Source organism: Microvirga ossetica, assembly GCF_002741015.1.
Classification (GTDB): Bacteria; Pseudomonadota; Alphaproteobacteria; order Rhizobiales; family Beijerinckiaceae; genus Microvirga; species Microvirga ossetica.
The window spans coordinates 625,659-648,682 of sequence record NZ_CP016617.1 but is presented as its reverse complement, the minus strand read 5'-3'; the positions used below and the strand labels follow the sequence as shown (position 1 = coordinate 648,682).

Genomic DNA, 23,024 nt, shown 5'->3' with positions numbered 1-23,024 from the left:
TACGGGGATCGCTCATCACGCGGCGACGCAGTTCCGGGGCGAGCCGGACTGGAACGCCTCGACGTTGTCGATGAGCTGGTCCGCCAGCGCCTGGATCGCCTCCTGGCTCGCCCAGGCGACATGTGGCGTCAGGATGAAGTTCGGCTTCCCGGCAAGCTTCATCAAGGGGTGATCCGCAGGTGGCGGCTCGCTCGTGACGACATCGAAGCCGGCCCCGCCGATCCGCCCGGTTTCCAGCGCCTCGGCTAGGGCCTGCTCGTCCACCAGCCCACCACGAGCCGTGTTGATGAGCAGCGGGGAGCGCTCCATCATGGCGAACTCGCGATGCGAGATCATGTTCTGCGTGGAGGGCATCAGCGGGCGGTGCAGCGTGATGATGTCGCTGGTGCGGATGACTTCGTCGAAGGGGGTGTACAGCGGCCCCATCCCTTCTATGCCCTTGTAGGTGGAAAAGAGAATGCGCATGCCCAGCGCCCGCCCGATCTCGGCAACGGCCCGGCCCAGGACTCCGTCACCCATGATCCCGAGCGTCGATCCCGCGAGATCGCGGATCGGGAAATCGAAGAAGCAGAACTGGCCTGCTTCCTGCCAACGGCCGTGGATCACCGCCTCCCGGTACGCGACGATGCTGCGCCTGAGGGCAAAGATCAGGGCGAAGGTGTGCTCCGGAACGGTGTTGATCGCGTAGTTGCGGATGTTGGAGACGATGATCCCGCGCTCGGTGCATGCCTTGAGATCGACGATGTTCGTGCCGGTGGCGGCCACGGCGATGAACCGGAGCTTCTCGGCCCTGAGGATGGCCTCCCGGTCGAGAGGCGCCTTGTTCGTGATGACGATCTCGGCATCCCGGATACGTTCGGCGACCTCGTCGGGTGCCGTTTGCGCATGAACCTCCAGACGATGGGGGAATGCGATTTCCCTCAGACGGGTCTCGGGCGAGAGCGTATCGCGATCGAGAAACACGACATGCGGCGTATCCTGAGGATGAGGCATCTGCTTCTCCCTGACTTATTATGGTTTTGCTGGTTGCGGTCGACGGGGAAAGTCGGGCGGTACGCATGGAACCCTGCCTGCGCCGTCTTCCTTCGACGGCTTGCAATCCATCGCGGAGCGGACCGAAACGCAAATGACTTCTTTACAAGGAACCGTGAATCCGGTTCATGTTAGCGTGCTATGTCCTTGAAAGTACCTCTTTCTTCGTTGCGCGTGTTTGAGGCCGCCGGCCGCCGGCGGTCGTTCCAGGGCGCCGCCACGGAGCTCGGATTGACACCGAGCGCGGTGAGCCACGCCATCCGCAAGATGGAGGAGGCGCTTGGCGTCGTGCTGTTCGAACGAGATGGCCGCGGGGTGCGCCTGAGCCCCGAGGGCGAGGCCCTAATGGGTCACACCGAACGGGCCTTCGAGGAACTGCGCCATGGGCTGGACATGGTGTCCACGCGGGCCCCTCACCTGCTGCGCCTTCACAGCGCCCCGAGTTTCGCCACCCAGTGGCTCGGTCCGCGCCTCGCACGCTTCCTGGCCGAGAATCCCAAGATCGAGGTCAGGCTCTCGGCGAACACCGACTATACGCGCTTCGAGACCGACGAGTTCGATGCCGACATCACGTATGGCGTGCCGCGGCAGGACGGCCTCGTGGTCCTGCCCCTGGGCGAGGAGACGGTTACGCCGCTCTGCGCGCCCCATATCGCCGAGACCATCGCGTCTCCCGAGGACCTGCTCCAGTACCAACTGATCCAGAGCGACAACAAGCAGGTCCGTTGGCCCTCCTGGTTCGCCTTGAACGGCACGAACCTTCCATCGTCCCTGCGCGGATCGCGTTTCGACCGCAGCTTCCTGGCTATCGCGGCGGCGGCCGACGGACTGGGCATCGCCCTGGAATCGACGTTGCTGGCCGAGCGCGAGCTCGTGAGCGGACGCCTCGTGGCGCCGCTTGTAGGCAGGACCAAAGACATCCGCTACGTCGGCCACTATCTGGTGTTCCCGAAGCCGTCGCGGCAAAGCGGCCCGATCCAGGTCTTCGCGCAATGGCTCGCGCACGAACTCGGAATCGAGCTCGTTCCCCTGCCTTGAGCGTCAGCGCCCTAGCAATGATGAGTCAGATTCAAGATTCGTTGCAAATAACTCGTTTGTTGCCCTTATGAGCCGCGTGCTACGACCTCCTCAACAACGAAGAATGTCTGGAGGAAGCGGTGCCTGAGAAAGTCGGAACAGCCGGATAAAGCCTCGCCCAGAATACTTGGCCGAGCCGCGTGCAAGACCGTATCTTGCTGCCACGCCATCCGCATTCCCCAGGATTGCCGCCCACTCCACCGTCATTCCGTTCGATCCGGAACATCCTGGAGGAGGCCCAATGTTACTCGCCGATAAAGTCTGCATCATCACCGGAGCGGCCTCCCAGCGCGGGATTGGCCGGGCGACGGCACGGCTGTTCAGCCAGCAAGGAGGACGCGTCGTGATCGTGGATCTCGATGACGGCCAGGCCAAGGCGGCTGCCGCCGATCTCGGCGAGGGGCATCTTGGCTTCGCCTGCAACGTCACCGACAGGCAGTCGTGCCAGGACGCCGCGGAGCGCGTGATCGGCGATTACGGCCGGGTCGACGTGCTGGTCAACAATGCCGGCATCACGCAGCCGCTCAAGATTATGGACATCCAGGCCGAGAACTACGATGCTGTCCTGGACGTCAACCTGCGCGGCACGCTCTACATGAGCCAGGCCGTCATTCCCCAGATGCGCGAGCAGCGCTCCGGTTCCATCGTGTGCATGTCCTCGGTTTCGGCGCAGCGCGGCGGAGGCATCTTCGGCGGTCCCCACTACAGCGCCGCAAAGGGCGGCGTACTCGGCTTGGCCAAGGCGATGGCGCGGGAACTTGGTCCGGATACGATCCGGGTGAATTCGATCACGCCCGGCCTGATCCAGACCGACATCACCGGTGGCAAGCTGACCGACGAGCTCAAGGTGGAGATCGCCAGTGGCATACCGCTCGGCCGTCTCGGCGTCGCCGACGACGTGGCCAATGCCTGCCTGTTCCTCGCCTCCGACCTGTCGTCCTACATCACCGGCGCCGTGATCGACGTGAACGGCGGCATGCTGATCCACTGATCGGCGTGGGCGCCATTAGCCCGCGCCCTCCAACCTTGGAGAGATCGATGAATACGAGCACCAGCGACGCTGGGCAGGTGTCAAAGCCTCCCCTGTCCAATGTGTCCCTTTCGGACCGCGCCTATCACATCCGCCGCCATGCGCTCCGCATGGGCGAGGTACAGGGCCAGGGCTACATTGCCCAGGCGCTGGGCATCGCCGACGTCCTGGCGGTGTCCTATTTCCACGCGATGAACTATCGGCCAGAGGATCCGGAATGGGAGGAACGCGATCGCTTCCTGCTGTCCATTGGCCACTACGCCATCGCGCTCTATGCAGCCTTGATCGAAGCTGGGATCATCCCGGAAGACGAGCTCGAGAGCTACGGCTCCGACGAGAGCCGCCTGCCGATGTCTGGCATGGCCGCCTACACGCCGGGGATGGAGATCACCGGCGGATCGCTCGGACACGGCCTCGGCCTTGCGGTCGGGTTCTGCCTCGGGCTGAAGCGCAAGCAGTCGAAATCCTTCGTCTATTGCCTGTTCTCCGACGGCGAGCTCGGCGAGGGCTCGGTCTGGGAAGGGGCTTGGTCGGCCAGCCACTGGAAGCTCGACAACCTGATCGGCATCGTCGACGTCAACAACCAGCAGGCGGACGGTCCGGCCTCCGAAGTGACCGGCTTCGAGCCGCTCGCAGCCCGCTTCGAGGCGTTCGGCTGGCACGTGCAGCGCGTCGACGGCAACGACATCGATGCGCTCGTCGCCGCCTTCGACAAAGCCCGCAATCTCACGGAGCCGAAGCCGCGCATCGTGATCTGCGACACCAAGATGGCCAAGGGCGTCCCGTTCCTGGAGGAGCGCGAGCGCAACCACTTCCTGCGGGTCGAGCCGCAGGAATGGCAGAAGGCCCTCGAACTGCTTGACGCCGGGAGGACAGCATGAGGCGCTCGAAATACACGCGGCCGACCTGGCTCGGAGAACAGGGCGAAGGCGGACAGGGAACGGCGGACAAGCCGCGGCTGACCACATCGGCGATGATCGCCTCGCTTGCCGGCGCGGACCAGCGCACGAAGCCCGCTCCGTTCGGCAACGCCCTCGCGAAGCTTGCCGAGAAACGGCCGGAGATCGTCGGACTGACGGCGGACCTCGCAAAGTACACCGACCTCCACGTCTTCGCGAAGGCCCATCCCGACCGCTTCTACCAGATGGGCATGGCGGAGCAGCTCCTGATCAGTGCCGCCGCCGGAATGGCGCGCGAAGGCTTCATGCCGTTCGCGACAACCTATGCGGTGTTTGCGGCACGGCGCGCCTACGACTTCATCTGCATGGCGATCGCCGAGGAAAACCTCAACGTGAAGATCGTGTGCGCCCTTCCCGGCCTCACGACAGGCTACGGGCCGAGCCATCAAGCGACGGAAGACATCGCGATCTTCCGCGGCATGCCCAACATCACCATCGTCGATCCGTGCGATGCTCATGAGATCGAGCAGGTGGTTCCGGCCATCGCAGCGCATAACGGGCCGGTCTACATGCGCCTTTTGCGCGGCAACGTGCCCCTCGTGCTCGACGAGTACGATTACACGTTCGAGCTGGGTAAAGCCAAGATGCTGCGCGACGGCAACGACGTGCTGATCATCTCCTCAGGCCTCATGACCATGCGCGCCCTCGAGACGGCCAAGGCCCTCTCGGACGATAACGTCGACGTTGCGGTGCTGCACGTGCCGACCATCAAGCCGCTCGATGAGGCCACGATCCTGAAGGAGGCATCGCGCACCGGCCGCATGGTGGTCGTGGCGGAGAACCATACGATCATCGGTGGATTGGGAGAGGCCGTCGCCGGGCTCCTGATGCGATCGGGCGTATTCCCGACCGCCTTCCGCCAGGTTGCCCTGCCCGACGAGTTCCTGGATGCCGGCGCCCTGCCGACCCTCCACGACCGTTACGGCATCTCCACCAATGCCATGACGAACAGCATCAAAGGCTGGCTCTAGGAATGCCTGCCTCGGCGTGAAGAGTTCCGAGGCAAGGCCGATCCGTCGACCCGAACCATCACAATGACCAAAAAAGCCCGGACAACGGGCAGGATCCAGAAGGAGAACGCACATGAAGAGCACGATTTCACGCCGCACCCTCATCGCCGGCGCCATCTCGGCCCCAGCCATCCTCACCTTGACCCGCGGTGCGCAAGCCGCGACCAATCTCACCCTCGGCCACAACGCGGCGCCGGGCAACCCGCGCAGCATTGCCACCGAACGTTTCGCCGAGCTGGTCAAGGAGAGGTCCGGCGGCAACATCACCGTTCGCGTCGCAGGATCCGAGCAGCTCGGCAACGAGCAGTCGCTGCTCACGAGCCTTCGGACCGGCGCCGTCAGCATGACGGTCAACAGCCAGGGCTCCACCTCCGCGCTCGTGCCTGAGATCGCCGCCCTCGGCTTGCCCTTCCTGTTCGAGGACAGCACCGCCGCCTTCAAGGTTCTGGAAGGCCCGATCGGCGAGGAACTTGCGCAGCGTTTCGCCAAGGTTCAGATGGTGCCGCTTGGCTGGTGGGATAACGGCATTCGCCACATCACCAACAGCAAGCGCCCGGTCGTGAAGCCTGCCGACCTGAAAGGCCTCAAGATCCGCACGCCGCCCGACCCGATGACGATCGACATCTTCCAGGCGCTCGGCGCCGGAACCGAGCAGATCAGCTTCGGCGAACTCTACATTGCGCTCCAGCAGGGCGTCGTTGATGGTCAGGAGAACCCGCTCACCAACATCGCGAGCTCCAAGCTCTTTGAGGTGAACAAGTTCATCAGCCTGTCGGGTCACAAGTGGGAAAGCTCGCCCTTCCTGATGTCGCAGATCACCTGGACCCGCCTGTCCGCGGCGGACAAGGAGATCATCAAGACAGCCGCCAAGGAGGCCGGTGACCTGCAACGCAAGCTATTTGCGGAGAACGAGGCCAAGTTCAACGCCCAGTTCAGAGCCGATCCGAAGCTTGCGGTGAACGAGGTCGACAAGCCCGCCTTCCGGGAAGCCTCGGCCAAGGTCGTCGACACCTGGCGCGCAAAGCCCTTCGGCGACTTCGTCAACCAGCTCGTCAAGACGGCGCGAGGCTGACGCCATGACTCGCGTCTCCCCCCTGCCTCACCATGAGGAACAAGCACCGGCTAAGGGGGGCGGCGCGCTCTCCGTCGCCGACATCATCGACCGCACGGTCGGCTTCGTCTGCCGTGCGGTGATCCTGCTGACCGGCATCGCACTTCTTGTCCTGCTGACGGCGAACGTCGTTGCCCGCTACCTGATGGAAAGCGGTGGGTTCCGCTTCGCCCAGGAACTGCCGGAGCGGCTCTTTCCCTGGTTCATCATGGCAGGCGTCGCGCTCGCGGTTCAGAAGGGCGGCCACATGGCCGTGGAGTCGGTGCTCGCGCGCCTGAACCGCAACGGTGCGCGCACCATGCTGCTCGTCGGCTTCGCCATCATCATCGCCTCCTATGCCATCCTCGGGTGGGAAGCATTGGGGGTCGCCGACATTGTGTCCATCGAGACAAGCCCTGTGCTCGGCCTGTCGAGCAGCTACAGCTACTACGCGCTCGCGCTCGGCTGCCTCGGGGTCATCCTGACGACCTTCGCGCTTGCGCTGCGTGTCTGGAGGCTCGGCCCCGAGGCCATGCCGACCCCCGATCCAGAGGAGACAGGCATATGAGTCTCATTCTCGTCGTCGCCTTCACGGTCCTCATGCTTCTGGCGATTCCCGTCGGGCACGCACTGATCATTGCGGCCGGTCTGACGCTCGCTTGGCAGGCCGAGCTGCCGCTGATGATCGTCGCGCAGCAGATGTACCAGCAGACGCAGTCCTTCCCGATGCTAGCGCTTCCCTTCTTCATGATGGCCGGCAGCCTGATGCTGGGCGGCAAGCTCGGTGAGAAACTCCTGGGCTTCGCCACCAAGGCGATGCAGCGCTGGCGTGGGGGTCCCTTGTCGACCACCGTCGTGGCGTCGGTCGTCTTCGGCGGTGTCTCGGGCAGCGCGGTCGCCAATGCGAGCGCGCTGGGATCGGTGCTCATTCCGTGGCAGAAAAAGCAGGGCTATCCGGCGGGCCTGTGCGCAGCCAACAATGCCACGTCGGCGATCATCGACATAATGATTCCGCCGTCGATCCCGCTCATCCTCTACTCGCTGGTCAGCGGTGTCAGCATTGCCGATTTGTTCACGGCGGGCATTCTGCCTGGAATCCTGCTGGCAGGTGGGCTCATCCTGACTTGCAGCCTGATCGCGAGACGGCGCGGCATCCACTCGGAGGATCCCGCCGTCAGCCGGATGGAACTCCTGAAGCTCGCGGTGCTGAGCGGTCCTGCCCTGCTGATGCCGATCCTAATCCTGCTCGGCCTGCGCTTCGGCATCGCCACACCCACCGAGATCTCGGTGCTGGCGGTCGTCTATGCGCTTGCGCTCAGCGCCTTCTTCTACCGCGACCTGACCTGGAAACGCTTCTATCACAGCCTGATCGAGTCCGGCATCGCAACCGGTGTCGTCATGCTCGTCATCATGGGTAGCGCGATCGTGGGCTGGATCCTCACGTTCGATGAGGTTCCAACGCGCTTCGCCGAGTGGGTCACGGCCACGATCAGCAACCCGCTCCTGGTCATCCTGGCGATGAACATCCTGCTCCTGATCGTCGGCATGCCGCTCGATCTCCCGCCGGCGATCCTGCTGCTCGGACCGATCTTCGTGCCCCTAGCGGCGTCGATTGGATTGGACCCGGTGCAGCTCGGCATCATCATGGTGCTCAATCTCGGCATCGGGCTCTACACGCCGCCGATCGGAACCACGCTCTTCATCTCGTCGTCGATCGCAAGAGCGTCGCTGGCCGACACGACTCGTGAGCTCTGGCCCTTCCTCGCCGTCTCCATGCTGATCCTTCTTGCGATCAGTTATATTCCTGCGCTCACGATTTACTAAGCCGGAAACGTCCCGCTTGAGAACAAGCGGGACGTTTCCTTTTGGTGTTTGGACCTGATCAGTCCGACAATCTGCCTATCATCACGGGAGAAGGAAAAACGACATGACCCGCGTCGCTTTCGTCGGCCTCGGCGCCATGGGCCTACCCATGGCGAGCAATCTCCTGTCGAACGGGTTCGCCGTCACCGGGTACGATCTCAATGCCAAGGCCCTCGACGCTCTCGAAAGCGCCGGAGGCAAACGGGCAACCGACGCCGCCTCGGCCGCCTCCGGGGCGGACATCCTGATCCTCATGGTTGTGAACGCCGCCCAGGCCGAGGCTGTGCTGTTCGAGGGAAGAGCTCTCGAGGCTCTTCGGCCGGATGGGGTAGTGGCCCTGATGGCGACCTGCCCGCCAAGCGCGGTGGGAACGATCAACGACCGCGTTCTCAAGGCTGGACGCTGGCTGATCGACTCGCCCGTATCCGGAGGTGTCGCGGGCGCGAAGGCGGCAACGCTCACAATCATGGCCGCCGGGCCAAAGGACACGTTCGACGAAGCGAAGCCGGCTTTTGACGCCCTCGGAGACAAGGTTTTCCACGTCGGTGAAAACCCCGGGCAAGGTGCGATGGTCAAGACAGTCAACCAGCTTCTCTGCGGCGTGCACATCGCCGTAGTCGCGGAGGCCTTCGCTCTGGCCGCGAAGGTCGGCGTCGACCTCAGGATCCTGCTTGAGATCATGAGCGGTTCTTCGGCGTCGAGCTGGATGCTCAAGGACCGGGGGCCGCGCATGCTGGAGGCAGAGCCAGAGGTGACGAGCGCGGTGGACATCTTCGTCAAGGATCTCGGCATCGTGCTGGATGCCGGCCGGGACGTGAAGGCAGCGCTGCCCTTGGCTGCGGCAGCCCAGCAGATGTTCCTTGCCACTTCCGGACGCGGAGATGGATCGGCGGATGACAGCCAAGTAATCCGTTCTTACTTTACCTTGAACGGCATCAAATAACCCGACATCGCTCTTCTTGCTCCATCGGGGTGGCTCCGTTCCCTTGAGCCTGTCTCATGATGCTCTTGTTCCGAGGAGCGATCTGAAGGTCTACTATGGGTCATCCGAGGAAACTCACTGCTCAGCAGGAACGTCTGGTGCCCCTGCCTGAGCGGCCATTCAGTCTACTTCCGCCTCGTACCAGGACCAGACCTTCATGGTTCATGGGTTCAGAATGGCGCGTAAGGCCGTGTATGGAACGGTGCTGACCCATCTAACGAAGTAGGCGGCTCGCGACCGGCCCAATAGGAATGGCCTCATAGATGGCCAGTCCCTCCTCGAAGCGCAGGGCCGAACAGGCGCTCCCAGCCTCGTAGAAGAGCCGGATGAATTCGTGGACTTGGTCATCGTCCAGCTCGTGGGCTATCCTGTGCTGATCGATCAACTCAGCGATGTGGCCGTTCCAGGCCCGACAAGCGGCCGAGAGCGGCGGTCGCCCCTCCATCGCTTGGCTGGCGCAAGTCGCTAGAAAGCCACAACTGATGACAAAAGCCTGGGTATAGATCCGGGCACGTAGCGGCTGGCCTTGAGGTGCCATCGCGACCTCCCGTAAAGGAGAAGAGGGACACTACGACTGACAGGGACAGGTTTGGGAGTTCGCGACACGAGCCCGGCAGTCATCGCCCCGATCTCCTCTTCAGCAGGTTGTCATCTTAGTCATAAGCGGTGGCCCAAGATGTGTGAGGCCGCACGGGGAAGCCTGCCCCTCCTTGGTCGTGCGTGAAAACCCGCCGCACGATTTCGCATAATCCCCAGTACTGCTAGCCCAGCCGGCGTGTGCGTTGAGGCACAGTCGTCTCTGGATCACGAGCAGAAGATGGCTTTGGTTACATCTTGCGGCCTCTGGGCGCTCCGACGCAGCGCCCACGCCGCTTAGGGTCGGGAGCGTCACATGCTTTCCAAATCTGCCCTGCTTGTGGCTGTTCTTGTCATCAACCTGCCGTCGCCCCTCCAAGCCCACGACATCTACTCGCATTTGGTCGACGCAGCGGGGAAGAGCTGTTGCGATGAGAAAGATTGCCGCCCTGTGCCTTACCGCATGACTGCGGGCGGAGTGACAATGTTCGTAGATGAGAGATGGATCGACGTACCGGAGGAGACGATCCAGTATCGGGCCCTACTGGATGATCCAGGCGAGACAGGGGGTGGCCACTGGTGCGGTTTTGCCCTCACGCCACTCAATGAAGACGAGCCTGTCTACACGACGCGATGTGCGATCCTGCCGCCTCAGGCTGCGTCGATCCAGGTCGAGTGGCTTGGTTTGTCAGAACAGTAATTCGCATACCGCGCAGTTTGGGAAGACGTTTATGGAACTGGGGTTGGCCAAAACGCCCACAGGAGAAATGCTGCGGCTGAAATCCAAAGACCGATGATCACCACCGCTGCCACTCGGCTAACCGGACGCTCGGATCGTCTCCCCGCCTCCGCGCGGAATGCCGCCATGAGCGGATCGGGATCATCTTGATCAAAAAGAAGATGACGATCGGCAGGAGGATCAGCTCGTCAAGATAGCCGAGGACGGGGATGAAGTCCGGAATAGGATCGATGGGGCTGAGCGCATAGGCGGCAATGGCCGTTGCCGCGAGCTTCACATGCCACGGCACACGCGGGTCTCGCGCGGCGATGTAGAGGACCACGACGTCCTGCTTGACCGCTCCTGCCCATCGGCGCAGCCGGGCGAGGCGTCCTGTCCCATGCCGGTCATCATTCATGGCTGGGCCACAGCTCCCATTCGCGACAGTCTATGACCCCTGCGTGAGATCACCGCCATACACGCAGGGCCGGTGGCTTCGCGGACTCGATCGATGCGGCTCCGGTCCTACCGAGGGCCATGTTCCAGTGCAAAGCCTCCCGTGGGAACCAGCCTGTTCAGTTGAAGCTCGGCGGCTCGGTTGAGATAGTTGAACGCAAGCCCCGTGTACGCCCTGGCAAAAGTGGGATCGAGGTCGCGGGCGCGCTCGAAGAACGCCCGCGCCCGGGCCTGCCCGTCGTCCATGAACACATCGGACAGGCGGTGCCCCTGCAGGAAGAGATCATAGGCGCGCATGTCCTGCGGCGGCCGGCGGCGCGCCACCGCCTCGGTCTCCTCCTCGATGCGACGGGCTAGGGTTGCGACCACCCCACGCGCGATCTCATGCTGGATGGCGAACACGTCGTCGAACGAACGATCATATCGATCAGCCCAGAGATGGGCCCCTGTGGCGGCGTTGATCAACTGCGCCGTGATCCGAACCCGGTCGGCGGCCCGGCGCACGGTGCCCTCGACAACGTAGTCAGCATTGAGGGCCCGACGGACCTCCCGCACGTCGACGTCCTTGCCCCGGAACGTGAACGAGGAGTTCCGGGCAATGACGAGAAGGTCCCGGAAGCGAGCGAGCTCGATGATGATGTCTTCGGTAATTCCGTCGCTGAAGTAGAGGTGATCAGGGTCGCCCATGTTGGCGAACGGCAGCACCGCCACCGCTGGCCGGTCGGCCCGGAGGATTTCCTTGCTGGAGGGTATACGGGCTGGGGTCCCCTGCCCGTGGATTGCTTTGACGGCGAAAGCCCGGACGGGCTCATCGATGTTTTTGACATGCTGAGACCCGAGATCCTCGATGGTGATGGGCAGAGCCTTGCGTGTGTACTCCTGGGCTGTCGCCGACAGGCAGATGCCCCCAGGCCGGGAGAGCGCCTGCAGCCGGGCGGCGATGTTGACGCCCTCCCCGAAGAGATCGCCGCCCTTCACCATCACGTCGCCCACATGCACCCCGATCCAGAACTGTAGGCGGTGGGTTGCTGGCAGCTTATCATTGGCGGACGACAGCGCCTCCTGGGCTCTCAGCGCACACGTCACTGCATCAACGGCACTGGGGAACTCGGCCAGCACGCTGTCTCCCGCCGTATTGGCGATCCGTCCGCCATGCTGCTCGATCTCGCGGTCCGTGATCTCGCGATGGGACGTGAGCAGGCGCAGGGTGCCACGTTCGTCCATGCTCATGAGGCGGGCATAGCCTGCAACGTCGGCGCAGAGGACCGCCACGAGACGCCGCTGAATTCCGGAGGCAGCCTTGATCACCCGCGCACCGCATCGTTGGGGCAAGTCCATGACGACATTGACCCGAGTTGCCGTCGCGCTCTCCGCCTGTCTGGTTTTTGTTGCCACACACGACGGAGCTGCAGCACGTGACCGCGGCTACGATGGCGGCGGCTTCGTGGTTCGCGATCATCGCATGCCACCCGTGGACCGCGATCATCGCACGCCCGTAATCATCCGAGATCATCGGACGCAACCCATTATCCGCGACCATCGCACTACTCCGATCGTGCGGGATCGCCGAGTGCCAAGAGGGCCTCAGGGCGGAGTGACTGTCACATCCTCTGGAAGCAGGCGAGGTGGATCGCCCTGCATTCGCTCGGTGTTCGGTGGGCCTTGCTTCGGTCTGTAATATCGCGAGACGAACTGACCTGCAGGGCTGCCCACCCGAGGCGGCCAACATTTCTCGGAGAGAGAAGCCGGGGGCAAGCGGATGTTCCGCCACCCCCGTTTCGAATGCGAGTGCTTGATTTGACGAGCAGTTCGAGCGGTGTCGTTAAATGGGCTTATGGAATTAGGGCCAATGGGATCGATCGTTCCGTCAGCCACGTGTCCCGACCTAAGGATGGTCCGGAGTGGGTCACTGCTTCACATTCCGACTGCCCGACGTGCGCAAGCTCCTGATTGCCGAAGCAGACAACACCCTTATACCTCGGGAGTGCCAGGAACGGGACTTTCTGGTTTTCGGTTCAATTTCGCGAAAGGCCATTTATGGAACGGGGCAGATCCCGATGATTTGAAAGGAACACGGGTGTCATTCGATGACCTCATCCGCGCGGATGAAGAGGGCAAAGGGCGGCGTTATGCCGAGGGCGCGCGCAGTCTTGAGATTGATCCGCAGTTCAAACTTGTCTGGCTTTTGCACTGGCAAGTCGCCCGGCTTCTCGCCACGCAGGATGCGGTCGATGTAGGATGCCGCCCGCCGGAAGACGTCGAGAACGTCAAGTCCATACGACATTAGCCCGCCCACATCGACGAAGAACCGGAATGGATAGATGGCTGGCAGACGATGACGGGCTGCTAGCATGACAATCAGTTCACGATGGGCGCTGGTCGTTGTGTCCGGCAGCACGATGAGACCACCGTTGGGCTCACGCGCGAACTCGTCAATGACCTGCATGATGGTGGAGGCGTCCTGCACTGCGCCTGGCGTAAGTCTCAGCTTCAATAAGGGAGCCGCATCCGTCATGGCGCGAAGATATCCGGGCCATCCGAAGTTTGCGGGATTTTGAACCAGAAGTACCCGCTCGATGCTGGGGACCATCTCCTTCAGCGTCTCGCCCCATTTGCCGGCCATCGGGTATTCGAAGTTCGTGAAGCCTGTAATGTTGCCGCCCGGGTGTCCGAGGCTTGGAACCAAACCGGCACCGACCGGGTCGGAGATCTGAACAAAGACAATCGGTACCGAGCGTGTCGCCCGCTGTAACGCTGCCGCTACTGGAGCTCCACTCCCGAGGATGATGTCAGGCACGGATGCTGCCAGTTCCGCGGCAAGACTCTGGATGCGGGCCGCGTCGCCACCCGCAAACCGAAGGTCGCTGCGAAGATTGTCGCCATCCCTCCACCCCAGGGCGTTCAGACCTGTCCACAAGGCCGACAGGCGTGCTTGGGCCTCCGGATCGCTTTCGGCAAATTCGATCAGAATGCCGACGCGCCTGACGCTGCCACCGGACTGAGAACTGGCGGCCAGTGGCAAGGAGCCGGCAGCTCCAACGAGATACGCGAGAAAGTCTCGGCGCCTCATTCGATCACCTCGCCAACGCAGCCTGCAGGCTTTCAAGCAGGAGTATACACCTTCCCGGATCGCAAGGTGCGAGGGTAGCCCGGAATGTCATTTATGGATGGAACGGTGCTGGTAGCAGGCCCACCCGCGTGAAAGCTCGCTTGCCGATAAGGTCTATGTGGAACCGACTGCAACTCCGGCAAAAAGAGAGACGAGGAGTTTAGCGGATATACAAGCTGCCTACCTCACTCTATCACCTCGTCTGCGAGGGTGAGGAAAGACGGCGGGACGTCAAGGCCGAGTTCCTTCGCAGCTTTGAGATATCACAAACCCAAACCGATCCGGCTGCTCGACGGGCAGCTCAGCCGGGCTCGCACGCTTGAGAATTCGATCAACATATCCCGCAGCGCGACTGCCGATTGCTCGAGGGCTCGCTCCGTAGGATAGTAATCCCCCTGCTTCGGCATCGCCTCGGTAGGTGGCGATGCCCGGGATCCGGTATCGGAGGGCGTGGACTGTGATCTCAGCGCGCATGTAGTCCATCGTAGGACCGACACTGCAGCCAACAGCATCTTCATTCAATCACGTCGTCGGCAACCAACAGAGACTCAAACTCTCCGCTAACCGTCCCCGCCAACTCTCTCGCTGTCTTTAGATTGATCACAAGCTCGAATTTGATCGGTTGCTCTACGGGCAACTCTGCCGGGTTTGCCCCTTTCAGAATTTTGTCCACAAACGTGGCAGTCTGCCGGGCAAGGTCGACCTGGTTGACGCCGTAGGACATGAGCCCTCCGAGATCCACGAATTCTCTGGCTGCGCCCATTGCCGGCAGTCTGCCGTTCGCCGCAAGACGCACGATGCGTTTGTATTCGCCAAACAGCATCGGACTGGGCATGACAATGAGAGCGCCGGCGTGCTCTCTGGCCATCGCGGCGAACGCACCGACGACATCCTCCGGGCCAAACGCCGGCACGAGTTGAAGCTGTAATCCCAAGGTCCGGGCCGCACCCTCCATTTCATGCAGGAGACCTGCCATCGTGCGTTCGCTGTATGCGTTGGGATGCCAAAGGACGGCCACACGGGAGAGTCCAGGGACGACCTCTCGGAGCAGTTGTAGGCGCTTGGCGGACCTTTCAATTACCCACATTTCTGACTTAGCAGCAGTGCTTGCCTGACCAGCACCAAGCGTGATTCCTTGGTGAGCATCTCCTCATCTGTGAGAGGTGTCCCATGGACAGGGCTCTGTCTCGGCTTTCCCGTGATCTCGCTGATCTCTGCGCGCCGGGCATACGCCGGACGGCCTCCTATTCGCTCCCACGAGGCGGCGCGGGAGCTGGGCCATGACAAAGACGTCTCTTCCGACGCATCCTCTGGGAGAGGCAGCCAATGTTATTTCCTGGGTCGATCAGGAACTCGCTGGGTGCCGCTTTCGGGACAATCGTCTCGGCCAGCGCCTGCGCAAGCTCCTGACCCACATGGCCGGTGCCATTGGCGGCAGCCTTCCGCTGGCCTGCCAGGATTGGGCTAACACCAAAGCGGCCTACCGCTTCCTGTCCAATCCCAAAGTTTCCGACCATGAGATCCTTCAGGGCCATTTCCAAGCCACCCGAACCCGCTTTGCCGCCTTCGGTGGCCCTATCTTGGTCATTCAGGACACAACCGAACTGTCCTACGAAAGAGCACAGCCTGAACGGATTGGTGCGACCCGCCGGGTCAACAGCGGCCGGGACAAGGAAGGTCGCTCCAGGATGCACACGGTCTGCGGGCTGCTCATGCACTCTTGCCTGGCTGTGACCGCGGATGGGCTGCCGCTGGGGCTTTCGGCGATCAAGTTTTGGACGAGGCCTCAGTTCAAGGGCGCCCGGACGCTCAAACGCAAGATCAACCCGACCCGGGTGCCCATCGATCAGAAGGAGAGTATCCGCTGGCTGGAGTGCATGAGGCAGTCCGTGGCGCTGTTCGGTGCTCCTGAGCGCTGCATCCATATCGGCGACCGGGAGAACGACATCGACGAGTTCTTCTGCACGGCTCAGGCTCTGAGCACGCACTTCCTGGTCCGAACCTGCGTGGATCGGTTGGCGGGCGATGGCCAGCACACCATCGCGGACGAGATGGCAGAGGTGAAGGTCAAAGGACGGCATCAGGTCGAAGTTCGCAGCCCGAAAGGCGATGTGAGCCTTGCCACCGTAGAGCTCAAATACCGCCGGATCCACATCCTGCCTCCGATCGGCAAGCAGAAGCGCTATCCAGCCCTGAGCCTGACGGTGATCCACGCACAGGAGCGTCATCCACCCAAAGACCGGGCGCGGATCGACTGGAAGCTGATCACGGATCTGCCGGTACGATCCCGCGCGGACGCGATCCAGATGCTCGACTGGTACGCCATGCGCTGGAAGGTCGAGCTGTTCCACAAGATCCTCAAGTCCGGGTGCCGAGCGGAGGAGACCAAGCTGAGAACGGCCGAGCGCCTGGTGAACCTGCTCAGCATCTACTGCATCCTGAGCTGGCGGATCTTCTGGATGACGATGCTCAATCGTGTTGTTCCGGACGTGCCGCCGCGGCTGGCCTTGACGGACTTGGAAATGGACCTGCTCGACGAGCTGGTGCGAGACAAGGGCCAGGTGCTGCTGCGGAGCAAGACGCTCGCCTACTATTTAACTAAGATCGCCCGCATGGGCGGCTACCTTGCCCGTGGCCATGATCCTCCGCCAGGAAACACCGTCATGTGGAGAGGACTATCCCGCCTGATGGATATCGAACTCGGCGCTAGGATTGGGGCGCAAATCTATGGGTAATTGAAAGTTGGCGGACACCTCCGGGCCGAGAAACGTCGTCCCCGTCACATTCCCGCCTGGTCGCGCAAGGCTGGCGATCAGCCCGTCAGCGACCGGATCGGCCATGCCGACCACGACAATGGGGATTGTGGCCGTTGTTTGCCTGGCTGGGAGCGCCGCTGTCGTACTAAACGCGACAATGAGATCGGGCTTGCGCCTAACCAGGTCAGCGGCCAGCCCGGGAAGCCGATCCGACCTCCCATCGGCATAGTGTCGCTCTATGGCGAGGTTCTGTCCCTCCGTGTAGCCAAGGTCGTGCAGTCTTTGCAGGAAGGCGTTGAGCATGTTGAAAATAGGGTCGGAAGGCTCAGAGCGGCCGGGGGACAGGAAGGCGATCCGAGGCAGCTTCGTTGCCGGCTGCGCATGTGCCGCCAGTGCCCACGCGATCGCCGCGCTACCGAACAACGTGATCAAATAACGGCGTTGCATTGCCTTACCTCGGCTCGGCCGCGCGGCGTGCTGTCGTTCAACTCAGGCCATTAAGCGTTGCGCATGAGACCCAAGCATACAGCCAAATGCATATCGGCGCATCGGACTACGGGAGAAGCCGCCAATTTCTGATGTGACAATAATTCGCGTAATTGTCAGTATGGAAACGCGTTTTTCGGCTGGATCGGCACAAAGGAGCAGGATCTGGTCGAGTTCCATGCCGACGAGATCGCAGCCGGCGCGGCTACCAAGTCTCTCACCAATTGCACCAAGCTTCGTGATTACCGCTTTTCATCCGAGGCATAGCGCGAAGGTCCAGAGCAACCATGGCCTGATGCAGAATATCATCTCTTTACGAACAGGTGATCGTTGTTCTGCAAGAGGACCTCAGGTTGGGCCACAATGCGTTTGAGTTGACGGCACGAGACTATTTCATGCTCGGTACGCTGGCGGAGGCTGCAAACGGCATTGACCATTTGCCCTATGGCTGTACCGACGCACAAGCCAAGAGGCTGGTGCCGGTGGGCTATCTGGAGCGCGCCGCCACCCGTGCTGCCAATGGCCACGAGATTGTTCGCTACAGGATCACCCCGAAGGGCAGAGCCGCGTGGGACGCCTTTCGCTTCACCGAGGATCCACCGCCTGAAGCGGCAACCGAATAGCGCCGGTTCTTCTGCAAGAGGCGTGGGAGGCCCAGGCCGAGCGGAGGCGGGGCTATCAGGATCTCTGAGGGCACCGTTGCATTAACCTTGGCAGTTTAGCTAGGGATGGCCAATCGAGGAGCCATCCTGTTGTCGATCTTCAAGCACCGCCGCTTCCCGGTTGAGATCATCCTGCTGTGCGTGCGCTGGTACTGCAAGTACGGGATCAGCTACCGTGATCTGGCTGAAATGATGTCCGAGCGCGGTTTCAGCGTCAATCCAAGCACGATCTTTCGTCGGGTCCAACGCTACGCCCCGGAGATCGAGAAGCGGGTGCGACCCTGCCAGGGACATCGTTCAGGCTCATGGCGCGTCGACGAGACCTATGTACGAGTAGGCGGGAAGTGGAGGTATTTGTTTCGCGCCGTCGACAAGCACGGTCGGCTGATCGCCTCCATGCTGTCCCATCGGCGTGATACTGGAGCGGCTTACCGCTTCCTGCGCAAAGCTCTAAGGACAATGAGCGACTGTCCGCCCTCCTCGATTACGACTGACAAGCTGGCATCGTACCCCAAGGCAATTCGGCGCCTGCAGAAGGAAGACCTGCTGTCGAAGAATGTCGAGCACCGAACATCGAAATATCTGAACAACATCATCGAAGCGGATCATGGTGCGCTCAAGCGCGTGATCCGGCCGACGCGCGGCTTCCAGAGAATGAGAACTGCTTACGCCACCATCAAAGGCTTCGAGGTGATGCGGATGATCCGTCGCGGCCACTGCGTCCTGACACGACCGGACGTGACAGGCGAAATCCGGCTTGTGAACCAGCTCTTCGGTTTGGCTGCCTGAGGGATCCGGCCGAATGGGTCCGTTACGCCCTTTCCAAGTTAATGCAACAAAGCCGATCTTGCCAACTTGACAATACCGCCCCAACGGAGGGCGATCCGCTGGACAACCAACCCGTATTCATTTCTACTCCCCGAACAGGGGGATCTCCGGATGGCGCGACGCTGTCCGATCCGTCTTGCGGTCGCAGCCCAGAAGAATGAGCGAAATTGTCCCAGTATACCGTTTTCATCACCTCGCCTTTGGAAGCCGAGTATGTCGATTCGATCCGGTCCGTCAGCCCCGGCCTTGAGGTTCTGTTCGAGTCGGATCTGCTCCCCTCCCCCCGCTACGTCGCGGATCACAAGGGAGGCCCGTTGGAGCGAACCGAGGAGCAGGAGCGACGGTGGCGATCCTGCCTGGAGCGCGCGGACATCCTGTGGGATTTTCCGCCTCTCGGAGCCGATGGACGGAGTCCTATGCTCGGTGCGCCCAAGGTGAAGTGGGTGCAGACGACAAGCACGGGAGTCGGTCCTCTCGTCAAGCTTCACGGCTTGCAGAACTCGGACATCATCGTCACGACCGCACGCGGCGTGCACGCCGGTCCGCTTGCCGAATTCGTGATGCTGGGTCTCCTGGCGCATTTCAGGGGTTTGCGCCATTTGGAAGCCGAACAAAAACAGCACCGTTGGACGCGCTATTGCGGCGACGAGATCGCGGGAAAGCACCTCGTCATCGTCGGGGCGGGTGATCTGGCGCGGGGCACGGCCGTCTTGGCCCAGGCGTTCGGCATGCGGGTCGAAGCCATTGCGCGGCATCCGGACAAGTCCCGGGATCACCTCCATGTGTTCGACGCCATCTTTCCGGTCGAGCGGCTGCACGAGCGGCTCGGGCAGGCCGACGCGGTGGTCATCGCCGTTCCCCATACTCCCGACACCGACACGATGATCGACCGGTCGGCGCTCGGCGCCATGAAACCCGGCGGTGTGTTCGTGAACATTGCGCGGGGATCGGTGGTGGACGAATCCGCCCTGATCGACAACTTGCGATCCGGCTACATTGGCTTCGCGGCTCTTGACGTTGCGGCCAAGGAACCATTGCCGCCCGACAGCCCGCTTTGGGACATGCCGAACGTCCTGATCAGTCCTCATTCGGCCAGCACGGTGCAGGCTGAGAATGCCCGCATCACCGAAATCTTCTGTCACAACCTTCGAGAATATCTCGCGGGCCGGCCGGACCGGATGAAAAACATCCTGAACAAATCGTTGCTGTATTAACGGCACACGTCCGCACTGGAATGGACCGAAAGCGCTCAATGGATTGCTCGAAACCAGAGCCGATGACCGGGAGCCCGGGGCATTGCTCCTGCTCCCATGCCGGAGGAGCGCTTTCAAGGCCGCGCGAGGGCTGTCGCACATGGCTTTCTGCCGGGGAGGCCCGGTGACGATGCTGCTCGAAGTAAAAGATCTGCAAACCAAGTTCTTCACGGTCGACGGCGTGGTGAACGCGGTCAACGGGATTTCGTACTCGGTGGATAGAGGGGAATGCCTGGCCATCGTGGGTGAAAGCGGCAGCGGTAAGACGGTCGGAGTCCTGTCGATCCTCCAGCTCGTCCCGTCCCCTCCTGGCAGGATCGTTGGCGGACAGATTTCCTTCAAAGGAACAGACCTGCTCTCCATGAGCCCGAAGGCGCTCAGGGGCGTTCGGGGAAATGAGATCGCCTTTGTGTTCCAGGACCCCATGACGTCGCTCAACCCGGTCATGAGAATCGGCGCCCAGATTGCAGAGAGTCTTACGGCTCATGGGGGCATGACGCGGCGACAGGCCCGCACGCGTACGGTCGAGCTTCTGAGCCTGGTCGGAATTCCCAACCCGGCGTCACGGCTCAACGACTATCCGCACCAATTCTCTGGCGGCATGCGTCAGCGGGTGATGATCGCTATGGCGCTGTCCTGCTCGCCGGAACTCATCATCGCGGACGAGCCCACCACCGCGCTGGACGTAACGATCCAAGCCCAGATCGTGGAGTTGGTGAAGCAACTGCAGGCGGAATTGGGAACGGCGATCATTTGGATCTCCCATGATCTCGGCGTGGTGGCGCGCCTGGCCGACCGCGTCGCCGTCATGTACGCGGGCTATATCGTCGAGCAGGCGCCCGTGGACGAGCTCTATGCCCGCCCCGCTCATCCCTATACACGCGGACTTCTCAACTCCCTGCCGCGGCTGGACTCCAAGGTCAGAACGAAGCTTGAGGCCATCAAGGGCCTTCCGCCCAACCTTACCGCTCCGCTGCTGGGCTGCCCGTTCGTACCCCGCTGCGCATACGCGACGGACGGGTGTCGCATCCACAATCCGCCCTTGGCAGAAGTCGGCCCGAAGCATGCGGTTGCGTGCTGGAACCACCTGCTCAAACCACAGGTGACGCCATGAACGAGAACGCTTTAGTTCAGGTAAACCAGCTGAAGATGTACTTCCCGACGCGGGCGGGCTCATTCCTCAACCGGACCACCGGTTACATCAAGGCCGTCGACGGTATCTCCCTCGAGATCCGAAAGGGTGAAACCCTCGGGCTCGTCGGGGAAAGCGGCTGCGGCAAGAGCACTGCCGGACGCGCGATCCTGCAGCTCTATCGGCCCACAGGCGGGGAGGTGATCTTTCGAGGTTCCGACCTCGCGCGGCAGAGTGCGCCGGAGTTGCGTCGGTCTCGGCGGCATATGCAGATGATCTTCCAGGACCCTTATGCGTCCTTGAATCCGAACATGCGGGTCAGCGAGATCGTTGCTCGCCCCTTGCGCGTTCACGGCATGGCGGCCAACAAAGCCGAGGAAAGGCGCCGCGTCACTGACCTCATGACTAAGGTTGGCCTGAACCCGTCCCTTCGGGATCGATACCCTCACGAGTTCTCCGGGGGTCAGCGTCAGCGGATCGGGATTGCCCGAGCGCTCGCCACGTCCCCGGACTTCATCGTCTGCGACGAGCCCATTTCGGCTCTGGACGTTTCCATTCAGGCCCAGATCGTCAACTTGCTCGAGGAGTTGCGCGAGGAGTTGCAGCTCACCTACCTGTTCATCGCCCATGATTTAAGCATGGTGCGGTACATCTCAACGCGGATTGCCGTGATGTATCTCGGCAAGCTGATGGAGCTCACGACGAGTGCGGAGCTCTACGAAAACCCTCTTCACCCCTATACCAGGGCATTGTTGTCGGCGATCCCGATCCCCGATCCGCCGCTTGAGCGTCAGCGGCAGCGCATCATCCTCCGCGGCGATCTTCCAAGCCCGGCCAACCCGCCGTCCGGATGCAACTTCAGCACCCGCTGCCCGCTGGCTCAGGAGGTGTGTCGTCGGGTTGAGCCCAAGTTCCGGCAGGTTGAGCCGGGTCATTGGGCGGCTTGTCACCTGGTGTGAGGTAACCGATGCCGAGATTGCGCCATTTCCACCGCCATGCGCCCATCGCGTCGGGCCAAGGCTGGCCCGCATCCACGCTTTTGAAGACAAGGGCCAGCTAGAAATGCGGTACATCATCCGCCGTGTGCTGCAGTCGGTCATCGTCGTGTTCGGCGTCAGCATCGTCGCCTTCGGAATGATGTTTCTCACCGGCGACCCGGCTGAGGTCATTCTCGGCGACGGGGCCGACCGGATGACCGTCCAGCAAATCGACGAGTTCCGGGCGAAGATGGGGTTCGACCGGCCCTGGTACGTGCAGTACGCGGACTTTGTCACCAAGGCCTTGCAGGGCGACTTCGGCGAATCCTTCATACGGCACAAGCCTGCCTATGAGGTGATCGTCGAACGTCTTCCTGCAACGATCCAGCTTGCGGCTTTTGCCTTCGTGCTCTCGCTCGTGGTGTCGATTCCCCTAGGCGTTCTCTCGGCAACAAAGGCCCAAACGCCGATCGATCATCTCGTTTCGGTGGTGGCGCTCATCGGGCAGTCGATCCCAAGCTTCTGGCTCGGCATTCTGCTAATCCTGTTCTTCGGCGTGTACCTCAAGTGGCTTCCGGTTTCGGGCAGCGGCACATGGCAACATCTCGTCATGCCTGGCATTGCTCTCGCGGCCTTCCCGATTGCGCGAAACATGCGCCTGACGCGCTCGTCGATGCTGGATCTCATGCAGCGCGATTTCGTTCGAACAGCCCGTGCGAAAGGCATTTCGGAAAGCCGCGTGGTCTATGTCCATGTGTTTCGGAATTCCCTGCTGCCGCTCGTCACGGCGATCGGCCTCGAGGTCGGCTTCCTGCTCGGCGGTTCGGTCATCATCGAAACGATCTTCGGTTGGCCGGGCGTCGGCCGCGAGATCATCGCCGCAATCGGCTCGAAGGATTTTTACGTCGTCCAGGCAGGGGTCATCATGCTGGCGCTGATCTTCGCCTCCGTGAACCTCATCATCGACCTCGTCTATGTCTGGGTCGACCCACGCATCCGATTTGGCGAATGAACCCGAACGGCCACGT

General features: G+C 62.1%; 23 protein-coding genes and 1 pseudogene. 16 read left to right on the top strand and 8 right to left on the bottom strand.

The genetic code is table 11. The features are described from left to right. Window positions 1-15: 15 nt before the first annotated feature. Window positions 16-993 carry a D-2-hydroxyacid dehydrogenase gene (locus BB934_RS30930; protein ID WP_099513721.1) on the bottom strand — a complete coding sequence of 326 codons (978 nt, stop codon included), beginning with the start codon at window positions 991-993 and terminating at the stop codon, window positions 16-18. Between the two features lie 180 nt (window positions 994-1,173). On the opposite strand from BB934_RS30930, the gene BB934_RS30925 reads away from it, so the two are divergent. The 8 genes from BB934_RS30925 to BB934_RS30890 all read left to right on the top strand — a co-directional run bounded on the left by BB934_RS30925 (window position 1,174) and on the right by BB934_RS30890 (window position 9,004). Next, window positions 1,174-2,070 carry a LysR substrate-binding domain-containing protein gene (locus tag BB934_RS30925; protein WP_099513720.1) on the top strand — a complete coding sequence of 299 codons (897 nt, stop codon included), beginning with the start codon at window positions 1,174-1,176 and terminating at the stop codon, window positions 2,068-2,070. A 280-nt stretch (window positions 2,071-2,350) separates the two neighbouring features. Further along, on the top strand, window positions 2,351-3,100 hold the full coding sequence (locus tag BB934_RS30920) for an SDR family NAD(P)-dependent oxidoreductase (protein WP_099513719.1): 750 nt from the start codon (window positions 2,351-2,353) through the stop codon (window positions 3,098-3,100). A 47-nt stretch (window positions 3,101-3,147) separates the two neighbouring features. Further along, window positions 3,148-4,020: a transketolase gene (locus BB934_RS30915; protein WP_099513718.1), complete on the top strand. Its 873-nt coding sequence runs from the start codon at window positions 3,148-3,150 to the stop codon at window positions 4,018-4,020. Then, a complete protein-coding gene (locus tag BB934_RS30910) occupies window positions 4,017-5,069 on the top strand; it encodes a transketolase family protein (RefSeq protein WP_099513717.1) in 1,053 nt (350 codons plus the stop codon). The genes BB934_RS30915 and BB934_RS30910 overlap by 4 nt, the downstream gene beginning before the upstream one ends. Window positions 5,070-5,181: 112 nt before the next feature. After that, complete coding sequence (locus tag BB934_RS30905; RefSeq protein WP_099513716.1) at window positions 5,182-6,180, top strand: TRAP transporter substrate-binding protein; 999 nt, start codon at window positions 5,182-5,184, stop codon at window positions 6,178-6,180. A 4-nt stretch (window positions 6,181-6,184) separates the two neighbouring features. Then, on the top strand, window positions 6,185-6,766 hold the full coding sequence (locus BB934_RS30900; protein ID WP_099513715.1) for a TRAP transporter small permease: 582 nt from the start codon (window positions 6,185-6,187) through the stop codon (window positions 6,764-6,766). Continuing rightward, window positions 6,763-8,022 (top strand): TRAP transporter large permease, encoded by a 1,260-nt coding sequence (locus BB934_RS30895; RefSeq protein WP_099513714.1) that lies wholly within the window; start codon window positions 6,763-6,765, stop codon window positions 8,020-8,022. The genes BB934_RS30900 and BB934_RS30895 overlap by 4 nt, the downstream gene beginning before the upstream one ends. A 103-nt stretch (window positions 8,023-8,125) precedes the next feature. Next, complete coding sequence (locus tag BB934_RS30890) at window positions 8,126-9,004, top strand: NAD(P)-dependent oxidoreductase (protein ID WP_099513713.1); 879 nt, start codon at window positions 8,126-8,128, stop codon at window positions 9,002-9,004. A gap of 253 nt (window positions 9,005-9,257) precedes the next feature. On the opposite strand, the gene BB934_RS30885 is transcribed toward BB934_RS30890, so the two are convergent. Continuing rightward, the gene (locus BB934_RS30885; protein WP_099513712.1) at window positions 9,258-9,581 is read right to left on the bottom strand and encodes a hypothetical protein; all 324 of its coding nucleotides are present in this window, start codon (window positions 9,579-9,581) and stop codon (window positions 9,258-9,260) included. Window positions 9,582-9,935: 354 nt separating this feature from the next. Between BB934_RS30885 and BB934_RS30880 the strand changes: the two genes are divergently transcribed. Then, window positions 9,936-10,319 (top strand): hypothetical protein, encoded by a 384-nt coding sequence (locus tag BB934_RS30880; protein WP_099513711.1) that lies wholly within the window; start codon window positions 9,936-9,938, stop codon window positions 10,317-10,319. Between the two features lie 29 nt (window positions 10,320-10,348). On the opposite strand, the pseudogene BB934_RS30875 reads toward BB934_RS30880, so the two are convergent. The 5 genes and pseudogenes from BB934_RS30875 to BB934_RS30855 form a co-directional block, all read right to left on the bottom strand. Beyond that, window positions 10,349-10,755, bottom strand: a pseudogene (locus BB934_RS30875) (YkvA family protein). A 107-nt stretch (window positions 10,756-10,862) separates the two neighbouring features. Further along, complete coding sequence (locus BB934_RS30870; RefSeq protein ID WP_099513710.1) at window positions 10,863-12,131, bottom strand: adenylate/guanylate cyclase domain-containing protein; 1,269 nt, start codon at window positions 12,129-12,131, stop codon at window positions 10,863-10,865. Between the two features lie 742 nt (window positions 12,132-12,873). Then, window positions 12,874-13,863, bottom strand: a complete 990-nt coding sequence (locus tag BB934_RS30860) for an ABC transporter substrate-binding protein (protein ID WP_099513709.1) — start codon at window positions 13,861-13,863, stop codon at window positions 12,874-12,876. 270 nt (window positions 13,864-14,133) lie between these two features. Next, window positions 14,134-14,376, bottom strand: a complete 243-nt coding sequence (locus BB934_RS51110; RefSeq protein ID WP_157934423.1) for an ABC transporter substrate binding protein — start codon at window positions 14,374-14,376, stop codon at window positions 14,134-14,136. A 40-nt stretch (window positions 14,377-14,416) separates the two neighbouring features. Then, window positions 14,417-14,989 carry an ABC transporter substrate-binding protein gene (locus BB934_RS30855; protein ID WP_099513708.1) on the bottom strand — a complete coding sequence of 191 codons (573 nt, stop codon included), beginning with the start codon at window positions 14,987-14,989 and terminating at the stop codon, window positions 14,417-14,419. A gap of 193 nt (window positions 14,990-15,182) precedes the next feature. Here BB934_RS30855 and BB934_RS30850 point away from each other — a divergent pair, with 193 nt between their 5' ends. Further along, window positions 15,183-16,637 (top strand): IS4 family transposase, encoded by a 1,455-nt coding sequence (locus tag BB934_RS30850; protein WP_099508970.1) that lies wholly within the window; start codon window positions 15,183-15,185, stop codon window positions 16,635-16,637. Here the strand turns inward: BB934_RS30850 and BB934_RS30845 are convergent. After that, window positions 16,578-17,105 (bottom strand): ABC transporter substrate binding protein, encoded by a 528-nt coding sequence (locus BB934_RS30845; protein WP_099513707.1) that lies wholly within the window; start codon window positions 17,103-17,105, stop codon window positions 16,578-16,580. The genes BB934_RS30850 and BB934_RS30845 overlap by 60 nt on opposite strands. A 434-nt stretch (window positions 17,106-17,539) precedes the next feature. Between BB934_RS30845 and BB934_RS30840 the strand changes: the two genes are divergently transcribed. From BB934_RS30840 to nikB, 6 genes are all read left to right on the top strand, one after another. Beyond that, window positions 17,540-17,767, top strand: a complete 228-nt coding sequence (locus tag BB934_RS30840) for a hypothetical protein (RefSeq protein WP_099513706.1) — start codon at window positions 17,540-17,542, stop codon at window positions 17,765-17,767. A 129-nt stretch (window positions 17,768-17,896) separates the two neighbouring features. Continuing rightward, complete coding sequence (locus BB934_RS30835; protein WP_237050503.1) at window positions 17,897-18,595, top strand: IS6 family transposase; 699 nt, start codon at window positions 17,897-17,899, stop codon at window positions 18,593-18,595. Between the two features lie 206 nt (window positions 18,596-18,801). Further along, entirely contained in the window at window positions 18,802-19,848 is a 1,047-nt protein-coding gene (locus tag BB934_RS30830) for a D-2-hydroxyacid dehydrogenase (RefSeq protein WP_099513704.1), read from the top strand. Window positions 19,849-20,011: 163 nt separating this feature from the next. Beyond that, window positions 20,012-21,001 carry an ABC transporter ATP-binding protein gene (locus BB934_RS30825; protein WP_173909541.1) on the top strand — a complete coding sequence of 330 codons (990 nt, stop codon included), beginning with the start codon at window positions 20,012-20,014 and terminating at the stop codon, window positions 20,999-21,001. Beyond that, entirely contained in the window at window positions 20,998-21,978 is a 981-nt protein-coding gene (locus tag BB934_RS30820; protein ID WP_099513703.1) for an ABC transporter ATP-binding protein, read from the top strand. Before BB934_RS30825 ends, BB934_RS30820 begins: the two co-directional genes overlap by 4 nt. 103 nt (window positions 21,979-22,081) lie before the next feature. Next, window positions 22,082-23,008, top strand: coding sequence for a nickel ABC transporter permease (gene nikB / locus BB934_RS30815; protein WP_099513702.1), 927 nt, complete (start codon window positions 22,082-22,084; stop codon window positions 23,006-23,008). The last annotated feature ends 16 nt before the right edge of the window (window positions 23,009-23,024 follow it).

What these genes read in the sequence shown, in the direction of transcription:
- BB934_RS30930 (WP_099513721.1), bottom strand. Translation starts at nt 993, where the DNA reads ATGCCTCATCCTCAGGATACGCCGCATGTCGTGTTTCTCGATCGCGAT.
- BB934_RS30925 (WP_099513720.1), top strand. Translation starts at nt 1,174, where the DNA reads ATGTCCTTGAAAGTACCTCTTTCTTCGTTGCGCGTGTTTGAGGCCGCC.
- BB934_RS30920 (WP_099513719.1), top strand. Translation starts at nt 2,351, where the DNA reads ATGTTACTCGCCGATAAAGTCTGCATCATCACCGGAGCGGCCTCCCAG.
- BB934_RS30915 (WP_099513718.1), top strand. Translation starts at nt 3,148, where the DNA reads ATGAATACGAGCACCAGCGACGCTGGGCAGGTGTCAAAGCCTCCCCTG.
- BB934_RS30910 (WP_099513717.1), top strand. Translation starts at nt 4,017, where the DNA reads ATGAGGCGCTCGAAATACACGCGGCCGACCTGGCTCGGAGAACAGGGC.
- BB934_RS30905 (WP_099513716.1), top strand. Translation starts at nt 5,182, where the DNA reads ATGAAGAGCACGATTTCACGCCGCACCCTCATCGCCGGCGCCATCTCG.
- BB934_RS30900 (WP_099513715.1), top strand. Translation starts at nt 6,185, where the DNA reads ATGACTCGCGTCTCCCCCCTGCCTCACCATGAGGAACAAGCACCGGCT.
- BB934_RS30895 (WP_099513714.1), top strand. Translation starts at nt 6,763, where the DNA reads ATGAGTCTCATTCTCGTCGTCGCCTTCACGGTCCTCATGCTTCTGGCG.
- BB934_RS30890 (WP_099513713.1), top strand. Translation starts at nt 8,126, where the DNA reads ATGACCCGCGTCGCTTTCGTCGGCCTCGGCGCCATGGGCCTACCCATG.
- BB934_RS30885 (WP_099513712.1), bottom strand. Translation starts at nt 9,581, where the DNA reads ATGGCACCTCAAGGCCAGCCGCTACGTGCCCGGATCTATACCCAGGCT.
- BB934_RS30880 (WP_099513711.1), top strand. Translation starts at nt 9,936, where the DNA reads ATGCTTTCCAAATCTGCCCTGCTTGTGGCTGTTCTTGTCATCAACCTG.
- BB934_RS30870 (WP_099513710.1), bottom strand. Translation starts at nt 12,131, where the DNA reads ATGGACTTGCCCCAACGATGCGGTGCGCGGGTGATCAAGGCTGCCTCC.
- BB934_RS30860 (WP_099513709.1), bottom strand. Translation starts at nt 13,863, where the DNA reads ATGAGGCGCCGAGACTTTCTCGCGTATCTCGTTGGAGCTGCCGGCTCC.
- BB934_RS51110 (WP_157934423.1), bottom strand. Translation starts at nt 14,376, where the DNA reads ATGCGCGCTGAGATCACAGTCCACGCCCTCCGATACCGGATCCCGGGC.
- BB934_RS30855 (WP_099513708.1), bottom strand. Translation starts at nt 14,989, where the DNA reads ATGTGGGTAATTGAAAGGTCCGCCAAGCGCCTACAACTGCTCCGAGAG.
- BB934_RS30850 (WP_099508970.1), top strand. Translation starts at nt 15,183, where the DNA reads ATGACAAAGACGTCTCTTCCGACGCATCCTCTGGGAGAGGCAGCCAAT.
- BB934_RS30845 (WP_099513707.1), bottom strand. Translation starts at nt 17,105, where the DNA reads ATGCAACGCCGTTATTTGATCACGTTGTTCGGTAGCGCGGCGATCGCG.
- BB934_RS30840 (WP_099513706.1), top strand. Translation starts at nt 17,540, where the DNA reads ATGCTCGGTACGCTGGCGGAGGCTGCAAACGGCATTGACCATTTGCCC.
- BB934_RS30820 (WP_099513703.1), top strand. Translation starts at nt 20,998, where the DNA reads ATGAACGAGAACGCTTTAGTTCAGGTAAACCAGCTGAAGATGTACTTC.
- nikB (WP_099513702.1), top strand. Translation starts at nt 22,082, where the DNA reads ATGCGGTACATCATCCGCCGTGTGCTGCAGTCGGTCATCGTCGTGTTC.